9 protein-coding genes and 3 pseudogenes are annotated in these 10,658 nt (G+C 58.1%); 3 read left to right on the forward strand and 9 right to left on the reverse strand.

Features of this window, described 5'->3' with window-relative positions; genetic code table 11:
* Positions 1–290, forward strand: a 290-nt coding sequence (locus tag FXV83_RS39640) for a DUF2285 domain-containing protein (RefSeq protein ID WP_148745480.1), incomplete at its 5' end; no start/stop codon positions are given.
* A gap of 249 nt (positions 291–539) precedes the next feature.
* Here FXV83_RS39640 and FXV83_RS39645 read toward each other — a convergent pair.
* The 9 genes and pseudogenes from FXV83_RS39645 to FXV83_RS39675 form a co-directional block, all read right to left on the reverse strand.
* Positions 540–800: pseudogene (locus FXV83_RS39645) on the reverse strand (type 2 periplasmic-binding domain-containing protein); the annotation flags it as partial.
* A gap of 320 nt (positions 801–1,120) precedes the next feature.
* Positions 1,121–1,346: pseudogene (locus FXV83_RS39650) on the reverse strand (transposase); the annotation flags it as partial.
* 428 nt (positions 1,347–1,774) lie between these two features.
* Positions 1,775–3,169: an FAD-binding oxidoreductase gene (locus FXV83_RS39655; protein WP_148745482.1), complete on the reverse strand. Its 1,395-nt coding sequence runs from the start codon at positions 3,167–3,169 to the stop codon at positions 1,775–1,777.
* A 620-nt stretch (positions 3,170–3,789) separates the two neighbouring features.
* Positions 3,790–3,966 (reverse strand): hypothetical protein, encoded by a 177-nt coding sequence (locus tag FXV83_RS43330; RefSeq protein ID WP_187436482.1) that lies wholly within the window; start codon positions 3,964–3,966, stop codon positions 3,790–3,792.
* A 1,032-nt stretch (positions 3,967–4,998) separates the two neighbouring features.
* Positions 4,999–5,133, reverse strand: a complete 135-nt coding sequence (locus tag FXV83_RS45040) for a hypothetical protein (protein ID WP_283811750.1) — start codon at positions 5,131–5,133, stop codon at positions 4,999–5,001.
* A gap of 516 nt (positions 5,134–5,649) precedes the next feature.
* Positions 5,650–6,807, reverse strand: coding sequence for an alpha-hydroxy acid oxidase (locus FXV83_RS39660; protein ID WP_148745483.1), 1,158 nt, complete (start codon positions 6,805–6,807; stop codon positions 5,650–5,652).
* Between the two features lie 13 nt (positions 6,808–6,820).
* Entirely contained in the window at positions 6,821–7,144 is a 324-nt protein-coding gene (locus FXV83_RS39665) for a hypothetical protein (protein ID WP_148745484.1), read from the reverse strand.
* A 1,047-nt stretch (positions 7,145–8,191) separates the two neighbouring features.
* Positions 8,192–8,617, reverse strand: coding sequence for an IS66-like element accessory protein TnpA (gene tnpA, locus FXV83_RS45560; RefSeq protein ID WP_148745485.1), 426 nt, complete (start codon positions 8,615–8,617; stop codon positions 8,192–8,194).
* Positions 8,618–9,082: 465 nt separating this feature from the next.
* Entirely contained in the window at positions 9,083–9,865 is a 783-nt protein-coding gene (locus tag FXV83_RS39675; protein WP_347341101.1) for an AroM family protein, read from the reverse strand.
* A gap of 85 nt (positions 9,866–9,950) precedes the next feature.
* On the opposite strand from FXV83_RS39675, the gene FXV83_RS43650 reads away from it, so the two are divergent.
* Together FXV83_RS43650 and FXV83_RS44635 are read left to right on the forward strand one after the other, a co-directional pair.
* On the forward strand, positions 9,951–10,160 hold the full coding sequence (locus tag FXV83_RS43650; RefSeq protein ID WP_210250792.1) for a hypothetical protein: 210 nt from the start codon (positions 9,951–9,953) through the stop codon (positions 10,158–10,160).
* Between the two features lie 67 nt (positions 10,161–10,227).
* Positions 10,228–10,439, forward strand: a pseudogene (locus FXV83_RS44635) (alanine dehydrogenase); the annotation flags it as partial.
* Between the last annotated feature and the right edge of the window lie 219 nt (positions 10,440–10,658).

Raw genomic sequence — 10,658 nt, forward strand, 5'->3', positions numbered from 1 at the left:
TGCGGCAATACGGGGGTCAATATTGCAGGCCGAATGACACTCTCGCTTTGCCTGGTTTGAAGCAGCGTCGGCTGATCCTTGCGCTGCGCGCAGTGGATGAATGGCGGGAAGGAAATAGCTACCGCCAAATCGCGCAAGGCCTGTTTGGAAGCCATCGTATCGCCGAGCGCGCCTGGAAAACAGACGATTTGCGCAGCCGAACCATTCGACTTGTTAAACTAGGGCGGCGCCTCATGCGCCTTCGCTGGCGAGCATTGCTCGACAAACGCACGAGTAGGGATGACAAGTAAAGGGTTGCGGCGCGATAAACGGCCTACCTTCCATTCTGCCTGCCAATTCTTCTGCTGACATGGCACGATGGCGGCTAGGATAAAGTCTTTGCGCTCCGATCTCTCATTATGGGCGCCCTGATTACTGCAAAAGAGGGGCGCTATCTCCGTGGGCTTTGACGGCCGTGCTCGAATAGTTCTCTTAGGTTGAGCGCTCTCGGCTTGAGCATTGATCTCCCGCTGTACCGGATTGAGGGACACCGCCAGACGTCAGGCAGCCTGCGCAAGTGCTACCTTATTACAAAGACGAGCCAGCCATCGGCAAAAAGAACGTGCGATCTCGGGGTGCGCGCTGCGATCTACGGCATAGGCGCGATATTGCATGCCACTTGGAGCGCGGGAGCCGGGGATGATTTGCAACGCGCCCCCGCGCACCAGATCACTGACGATGATTTCCGGTGCGACAAGAAGGCATTTTCCTGTCATGATGGCCGGCAGAGCCAGATAGTTGTGATCGTACCGCGCGCCCGCTTGTTGGCGCTCAAGTCCGCTCATGTAGGAGCGATCGACTTCTGCATCGTAAGCCAATTGCTCTTGCGGAATACCGCGCTGGACGCGGATCCGGCGCACATTGTAAGCCAAAAGCGCACGAGCTCTCATGCGCGAAAGCAGCCATTCCGGTGGTCATCAAACCACGGGCTATAACCGACCTAAAGACATCATCAAATTGGACGTTTTACATCGAATTCTTCGATGCCTGTCACCGAGGCTTTGTTCCCCGACCCTACCGGGGCGGGCCGCACCAGCGCTGCCATGTCGACCGTCTATCAATTTACGGCGGCGCAGATTTTGAGCATGGCGCATGCTAACGGCCGCTTCAGCCGCGTGTTCTCGTCCTCCAGCGTCTTCAGCCACTTGGCCTCCGAGACCTCCATTCCGCCGAACTTGGCTTTCCATTTGAAAATGCTGGCGTCGGTGACGCCATGCTTGCGGCACAAAATTGGAGACCGAACGCCGGGCCTCATGTTCCTTTATATTCCTATGATCTGCTTCTGTATTCGATCTACTTTTATCAATCTTAAGAGCACGCGCCGCCGGTACCCCGGATCTGGCCCTCGACTGTCAGCTCCATCGGCGCGACAGATGGAGGAACCCGCCTCGGCCCCTCCTCATGATCGGCAGCAACGCCGTCGTGCGACAAGTCAACAGACGCGCGTGCCAAAGAGATCTTGGCTCGAACAGATGCTGCTCGCAAGCCGCGCATGCTGGTAACCGTAGCGCCCGCAAACCACATGATGCGGACCACGTCCGTCTATGATTTAATTCCAGTCCGCAAACTCCCAGGAAACTGGCTGCTCCCGTTCTATATTAGACTTGGACAGACGGCAGGATACCCTATTGCATCTCACCGGCTGTCCGCAGATGAGTACAAACGTAACTCGGAATGAGGGCTCGCTCACTGCGGCCGAGAAAATATCTTCACGCGCTTGGAGCAGACCATCCATTCACATCGTGAAGATGCGTCCCGGGTTTAGAATATGATTCGGATCGAACGCACGCTTGAGCATACGCATCGTTTCGATTTCTTCTTGTGTCCGGCTGATTTTCAAATACGGGCGCTTCAGGATACCGATCCCGTGTTCGGCCGAGATCGACCCGTCGAAATCGCCGGTGATTTGATAAACGAGTCTCTCAAGGTCCTCACCTTTTGTGGGAGTGTTCTCGTGATGCACGTCGAGATGCAGGTTGCCATCACCCACATGACCGAAGACGATCAGGAACGCGCTGGTGTCGATCGTCTTGATGCTTGCGCCGATCGCCCTCGTATATTCATCCATCCTGTCGATCGCGAGACTGACGTCAAAGCTGATCCGTGCAGCGTAACGAAAAGTGCGGGCAAGTTCTCCGCTGGAATCGCGGATGCGCCACATCGCTTCTGCGGACGCGTTCGTGTTCGAGAGCGTTGCGTCGACGATCAGGTTCTCGACAATCGCGGCCTCGAGCAGCTTCTCCTGATCGGCATGGATGCGATCGACGTGATCACCGGACGCTTCAACCAGCACATAAAACGGGTAATGCGTGGGTAGCGGCCCGATCACCCCTTTCACGCGCTCGACGGTGAGGCGGTAGTACTCGTTCCACATCAACTCGAACGCTGTTAGCTCGCCGCCAAGATGCTTTCGCGCCATTCTCAGGAATGAGGTGACTTGAGGAAACGAGGGCACGGCGCAAAGCGCCACTTGCCGCTCTGCAGGTGCGGGAAAGATGCGCAATGCGGCTCGCGTTACGACGCCGAGGATTCCCTCGCTGCCGATGAAAAGCTGCTTCAGGTCAATTCCAGTATTGTTCTTGATGTGTTTGCGCAAACCCTGCAGCACTATGCCGTCGGCGGTAACGACTTCAAGACCAAGAATCAGGTCCCGCGTCATGCCATAGCGGATAACGCGATTGCCGCCGGCATTAGTGGAAATGTTTCCGCCGATTGTGCAGCTACCGCGCGCCCCAAGATCGATTGGGAACATGTAGCCCTCCTGCTCAACCTTCTCGTGGATCTTTTGCAGCGGTGCGCCGGCCTGTGCAACGGCAGTGCCTGCCAAGGTGTCTACTTCCTCGACTGCATTCATGCGCTCCATCGATAGCACGATCTCACTCGAGTTCGGCAGCGCGCCGCGCACCAACCCTGTCATGCCGCCTTGCGTCGCTACGGGCACTCTTTCGCGGTGGCAGAGCCGCAGGAAAGCCGAGACCTGTTCCGTGGTTCTAGGACGGACGACCGCTCGTGGCTTGTCGACCGGTTGCCCCGCCAGATCGTGATAATAGCGCGGCTCGATGTCGGTGTCGGTCAGCACTGAGCTCTTGTCGAATACTTTGCGTAGTTCGCCAATAAACCAGTCAGGCATGTTCACTTTACCCCGAGTTGATCGACCTTCATGCTTTAATATTTGTGCCTAAACGCCCTATTTGAACTAGTTGCCCATGGTGCCGATGCCGCGAATAGCCTTCCCTGATCACGCGCGGAGGTCCCGCGATGCATGTTCATCCAGGCGCTGTCCTCATGGAAGTTCTGTCAATCTTGCGCACTGCTCGGCTGGTTGGCTCAAGAACCATTATCGACGTCGCTTGACAGCTACCAAAGCGGATAGGCGAGAGCGCGCGAGAGTAGAGTAAGATGCGTTCACGTTAACGGCGTCCCCGCAGTGGCAGCATCTAAGAATGAAATGGCTGCTCGATTGGCCGTCAGATCAGCTCGCTTTCTAGCTGACAGATGGTAAGCTGACGCCGCTATTCTCAGCAGATCAGATCAGGGTGCGCCTGCGACGCGGCCCGTATCGGATATGGTCGAATAGCTCAGCGAGTTGGCTTTAGCACTCACAGATCCAGGCTTGCCGTCTTCTCGCACAGCGCACATTCCAACGAGACCGACTTTGGATTCCGGGCGGATCCGGCCAGCTCTAGCGCTTCAATCCGCCGAGGATGCCAATCATTTCGGGCGCCTGCTGAGACGGTCTCGCAGGGACCATCAGGTTGGTGGCGGGCTCATCTGAAGCAGTCTGACGCTTAGCCTCAGCTTTGCGTCGGCTTCCGCCCTTGAAGTGACGTTGTGCGGCGATGTGCTATCGCCGATGATCTCGTTCCAGTTCTCGACCGGGAGCTGCTTTTCCACACCGTCGAGCCGTGCCACGGCAACCCACATCACCTCGAGTACATCGGGTGGCGGCCCGGCGAAGGAGGATCATAGGTTAGACATGTCAACGTCATCTCTTCTTCCTTAAGCGAGAGCAATCGGTGCCGCGTATTTTGCTGTGCGGATCGGTGGGCTGTCCAGTCTCTTTTGTGAAGGTGCGATCGCCCCCCGTGCTGCAGAATCGACGTGATCGAGCCGAGGTGGTCGCGCCGATGTCGTTTCGACACCGGAAGGCGGCCTGGATTCGGGCACAAGTTTTCTTTGGCCCGAGGCTTCGCCTCATGATTGCCTTGACGATCGTGTCCACTTCTCGTGTAATCCGCATTTCCATGTCCTATGCGCGCTCGGCACATGCTTCCGCAATGGGCGCCAGGTACGTTAGAGTAGGTGTGGCTGCCCGCCATGAGGAGGTTGTACGGGATCTTGACCCTTCGGTCAGTGATGCGCGTCTCAAGTTCTTCGCGAACTCGACGTGATCCCGCGAAGCTGACCGGGGACTCGACATTATCGTCCACAGCGGAGGCAAAGGCATTCGAGCGCCGGCTTGTCGATTTGTGTGAACAGCTCGTTGCGGCTTACGCCTTCGGCATATCTTGGCACTGAGATCGGCGGTCGCCTCCGGGTTGCTACGTTGACTGAGAATAAGCGCTGGTTCCATAGCTGCGGCAGTAGAAAGCGTTGAATGCTTATCGCGCAGCTTGGGCGAATGGCAGTGCCGCAATGCCCGGACCATCTCGGTCGACAAGTTGATGTCCGCAGAGCGACACGTCGCGGCGACAGCGACCTTCAGATTGGCGCAGACGATCGCCTCGGCCGCTGATCGCGCACAAAGCCCTGACATATACCGCAATCCACTCAGCACACCTTTCCGACCAGCGCGCCTCGGCAAATGCGACGATATCGGCCAGTCGTCGAAGCTGGTATCGGCCTTAAACACCAGCACCATGTCGACCGCGACGTCGAAACAGTTCTTCACAGGCTGGTGCCTGCTGAATGATCGGCGAGGCGCCGCGTCAAGTTTCCGTTGCGACAGAACCGTCGTCCTCAGCGGTAGCGGTCGGCGATTCCGGACACCATGCGCTCGAGCATCAAGACACTAAAGGGTGCGCGGTAGAACGCCAATAGGACTTCACCGAGGCGCTCACCGCTTACTTTGGGCACGAGGAGAGATTCCATCATGTGTTATGGCCTCACAGTAGCCCATACCTCCTAATGGGCCGTCATCATCGCGACCTTCATATGATCTGCCTTCGCCGAATTCCTCCTACCAATATTCGGTGGAAGCTAATCATGCACTCGCCGTGGTCCACCTGGCAAGCTCACTGTGCTCAGCTGGCATTTATTGACCAAGGGCGAGGATTACCTGTGGGCGCCCCAGGGCTGGTCGTGCGGTTGCCGCCAATGCGCGAATCTTGACACCCCCGCGCGGCGGCTGCGAGATCCTTGGCCGGGACGGAAGAATGGCACGCGACGTAGCAGATTTCCGCAATCCTCGTCTCGATCATGCATAAATCGCTTGTCCATCTGATGCATCGTGCCCAATGTTGGGCACGCAAGTCGTAGAGGTCGGAAATGCATCGCGATCCTTAACCAGACATTCCGTCGCCCGGTGCAGATTGCGGGGTCAGACCCGATCGGAGGAAGCTTCGCTTACCTCAATTGCGGTACGTTCACCGCCGGCTGCATCCTTGCCAATCAGCTCCCAGACTGACCGGGTCTCTCGAGGAGGCTTCTGTTCAATTTGCGGAGATCGTTGCAACCGCTCATGGCCATAGCAGTGTCGAGTTCGCGCCGCAAAATCCTAATCATTCGGCTCGCGCCGGGCATTCCGCTGACGGCGGTGCCGTATAGAAGAATCCGACCAACCATGACAGCTTTCGCCCCCATAGCAAGAAGTTTTAGAACATCGCTGCCTCTCCGGACGCCGCTGTCGGCAATCACTGTCATCTGCTCACCGACTGCGTCAACTATTTCCGCCAGTACTTCGATCGGTGCCACGGCGCTGTCTAGGCTGCGTCCGCCGTGATTTGAGACGATAATGCCGTCCGCGTTGAGTTCCGCTGCGAGAATCGCATCTTCCACGCGAAGGATGCCCTTTAAGACAAGATTGCCTTTCCAGAAATCGCGGAGCCTACGAATGTGTCCCCAGCCAAGATTGGGCTCGTAGGGCAGGGCCTTACCCTTGCCCAATATGCTACTGCGATAGGCAGGTGGATAGTTTGCGCGCGCCGGCACGTGGCCTGTCGCCAGGTAGCGCGCAAATACGCTGAGCGCCCAGCGCGGATGGAGAGCAACATCGCAGACATTCCGGGCGGAATATCTGAAGGGTACGCCGAAGCCGTTGCGGGTGTTGTATTCCCGGTTGGCAGTGACAGGGTTGTCGCATGTCACCACCAATGTCCGCACGCCGCTGTTCCATGCCCTCTGGAGTAGGTCTCGCGAGAGCTCTTCATTTTCCCATAGATAGAGCTGAAACCAAATCGGACCTGTGCTTGCTGCCGCGATCTCTTCCACAGAGGTGATCGCTTCTGTTGCGGCGCAGAACGGTATGTCATTTGCCGCGGCGGCTTTGGCCAGTTCTATCTCTCCGCGATACCACACGAGCCCGGCAAAGGCGGTCGGGGCGACAATGATCGGCGCGTCATGAATTTGACCGAAGAGCGAAACGACTTGGCTGCGAGTTGCGTCGCCGGTCAGCATGTGAGGCTTAATCAGCACTCTGTCCAGGGCACGCCGGTTATGTAGGAGCGCGTTCTCGTCCTCGGTGCCCCTATCGATGTATTCGAAGATGCCGCGCGGCAAGCGCCGCTTCGCGAGCCGCCGAAGCTCAGTATGGTTGAGGAACTTGGTCATTTGGTTCCTCTCTTCAACACAGACTTGCTTGATCAAGAAGTCGCGGAAACGGCTCAATATTTGTTCGATCCCCGAGAGTTCGCCCGAGGCTCGCTGGTCCGCCGAGACATGCGCGAGCGGGACTGGCAATGCTGCCGTCCGAGAAAGCGAAACCCGGCGGCATGCATGCAAGGCTGACACCACCTAAAATGATCTCGCCGGACTCTGACGAACCCACATTGGCACCACACTCGATTTTCCTCAGCCCCCGGAGATCGGGCGCTTCAGTGATCCAACTAAGAAGCTCCATCATATGGGTTTCCGAGACATCGGCTTGCTGCTCGGAGATCGCTGCCATTCCCGTTCACCCCTTTGACCTTCGGCGCGAGACCACTTCTTCAAGATGCGCGTCGTTGCTTCATTTCCTGGTGGGCCTGTGAATGCCCGAATTCCTCAGGTCTCCTGTACGTTCAACGTAACCACCTCCGACATTTCGGTTAGGCCAGTGAGCGACTTGCGCCGCGCGCTCGGGCAGAGGGAACAACCCAGCATCTTTCGTGCCAGCTCCTCGAAATTTGCGAAAGCATGTTTCAGTGTTTCATGGGCCTAAGCTGCGATGAAATCAGTTGGGCCTGAGTCTCCTCCTCCCAGCAGAGCGCCAGATAGACGCGAGAACTGCGTCAAAAAGCGAGTGAGAACCAAGATCTACCGCCGAATGAAAGGACACATGCTCTGGTGGTGAGACATAGATGCCAACCATGTCCCGCACCTTGGCCATGTGATCCTAGTCCGTCGAAAGCTTGAAACCGTGGTGTTAAGGACCCGGTCGTGAAGCCTTTCTGACGCCGGCTGCCAGATCGCGACACAGTCCGTCGGACTCACGACGTCGGTTCGCTCAAACAGGTTTAATTTCAAGCTCTCGCACTTGGCACAAGCCTTGAATAGAAAATACCATCAGTATCGCCTCCCAAATAGTCGCAGTGATGGCTCACAAGATTATCGCCTCTCAGCTCATCGTGTGCGTCGCGTGCGAATTCGGGTTGCGGCTCTGCGCCCTCTTGCACACGAGCTTGGGATCATTGTCGACCACACCGCGGTCGCGGTTCGCGCAGGCGCGCCCACCGCGCAATGCCGGCGGATCAAGCGTTCGGATTATCGTTCCGCTGTCGCGTCTCCTTCGCGCCAATACGCGGCAAAAGCTCGATGCAGTGGCGGACGCGCCGGTGAAATGCGCAAAGAGCCAATTTCATCGGCCAGCAAGCCTGCGAGATTAATTGGCGAGCAGGTCAAAGCCGATGGCGCGCCTCCTGTGAGCCGTAACTGCACAGCCCAGCGCGTGAGTCCATCTTGGGCGGCGCGATCGCGAACTCAGTGTGGGAAGAAGATACTCTTGGACACCTAGCGGTCATCGGTCCGCTGAAGGCAAATCGGGCAACATGATTCCATGGACAAGATCACCGAAACAAGATCGATATCGGCTTGGCTGCGCGGGCTTCCGTCGACGCGCCGGCGCCGTCGTCAATGGCGCTTCGGCCACGTCCCGCGGCGGCACAGACGGCCCAATCTCGACCGGCACTAACCGCGCGATACTCGTCTCACCGTGCTTGCAAAGCTCTTTGCGCCACCTGAACAGCTGGCTCACATGAAGGCCGGCCTTGCGAGCCACCTCGGAAACAGTGGCTCCCGGTTCGAGTGATGCCGCAACTAGCCGTTCCTTCTCTCCCTGCGACCACCGACGCCGCCGCTCGACCGATGTGATCACCTCCGCCCGCGAAATTGTCATAGCGCTTCTCCTAGGATTACCCCTAGGACCTGCAGCGCTCGCGTCCATTAAACAAGGCGGCCCTCAACGGAGGGATACCATGTCGCGTGCGAAGCGCGGCGTACTATGGTCACTTGTCAGTGCAAGCAAAAGGCCATCACGTAGCACGTCTGATAAGTGCCGCTCTTCGACAGAGCAAGATGGCTGCATCGCCTCCTCGCGGCGCATCTCGCCCCCATACTGGAGGCGCTCGGCCGCTATCGGAGGCACCGGATCGCCTCTCCTAAGCTCCGGATAGGCCGAGAGCTACCCATAGGTGTGGCGCACGCACGTGCCTAAGGTAAGCGGAAATCGCCGGTAGTTGCGGCTCGACATTTTCTGTCACGATACCAGCCGAGAAGTTGGCGGATAGCGGAGCGATGCCCGAAATCGTGGACCATCTACTGTGTGGCGGCTCGCGCTCTGGCTGAGCATCGAGCGAACATGTTGGGCCGCCGAGGCGTCCGGCCTCGGCCGCTTTTCTGAGCCGTGCCCCTATATCAGTCCCGTAAACGGCTTACGCACCAACCCGCCAATGAAGAACTCGACCATCGATGTATAGTCGAAAACTGGAAGGCCGGTCGCACTCTGGACTGAGGCGGCGTAAGGGGGCAAGTCGCCGCACTCCAGTAGCAGCATCCCAATATCGAGCCGGTCGTTTACGAGAGCTACGGCGGTATCCACCACATCCTTCTCGACGGCTTTGACGTCCAGCCGACCTACGCTCCTAATCCAGCTCTCGGCAAACGCGGGAGTATCCTCGAGTCCGACGATAGCCACCCTGCGCCCCAGGCTGGCGGGCAGACCTGCAGCTTCCAACATGTCCGGCGTCAGGACAGACTTGCTTGCGACCATGATGCCGAGTGCCTTGCCGCGGGGGAGCATCCTTTCGAGAAAAGGCGCGAGGAGAAGGCTCGACAGAAACACGGGTACATCCACCGCGTCGCGGACTGCCGCTTGATACTGGATCGAGTACCCGCATTGACAGGTGATTAGTTGCGCGCCTTCGCGCGCAAGCTCTTTTGCCGCCTCAACTACGGTCGAGAGCATTTCGCCGGCGTCTGGCGCAAAAATCCGCGAGACACTCAACCCAGGCACCACCTTGTAGCGCGCAGGGACAGTCCATGTGCTGGCATTACCCGTGTCCCCGGGTATGAAGGGGCGATTTTCGCTTCCCATGCGCTCCATCATTAGAACACCTAAAGGAGCACCGTTGAACGGCAATCTAGGCCAACGGTTGCCTCGAGGGGGAGGAATATCAATCATGCTTGACCTCATCGAACTAGCGAGTGCCCGCTCTCAAGTTGGGCGAGTAAGTGTATGACTGTCCAGGCAAGATTGGGGCCACTTTTCAATCCAGCGGATGAAGTTCGGCGGCGCGCCGGCCTGCGATGAAGGCCACCTTGACGTGGGACGCGGGCTCGCCACCGTTTCGGCCGCCGCTTGCTGTGGAAGCCGAAATTTTTGCGTAACGCTCATTAAGCGTCCGGAGATCAATTTTGTGCGCCTGACGCTCCGTGTTCTCGATTTCTACATGAACATGCAGGTTCGCGGGCTGCCGCGGAATGCTTGAAAGATGTTGCTTAGCGGCTTCTGTTGCTCCTGAAACATCTTCACACGACACATGGCACCGCAGCCATCCGGAGCAGGCTAAGGGCCTCCTAAAGTTAGGTGCACGCCCATCGCTTACGAAAACGCGACTGACGCACATGGAGTCCTTCCGCGCCTTGCTCCAATGAGCGAGGTTGCGGGTAGGCTTGCGATGGGGCAGCCGGTGCGGCTCTAAAGAGATACGCGGGTAGACGAGGCCTATCAATCAGGGATTCCAAGGGTTCAGACTGCGCGCATCGTCGGGTCGTGGTCGAGTAGCTCAGCCATTTGGCTTTCGCCCTCACAGATCCGGGCGGGCGGCTTTCCCGCACCCGGCTCTTCCCGAGGGTAACCCGCGTCATATCCGCGCCTGCGCCCAAGTGCGAGTGATGCGTGGAACGGGCAGACGGAAGCGTGTCGTCAGGGTCTCGAACTCCGGCCAGCCCATGCGCCGACTTTTCTGACTGCGCCGTCTCAGACA

Origin of the sequence: Bradyrhizobium hipponense, from assembly GCF_008123965.1 — a bacterium.
Lineage (GTDB): Bacteria > Pseudomonadota > Alphaproteobacteria > Rhizobiales > Xanthobacteraceae > Bradyrhizobium > Bradyrhizobium hipponense.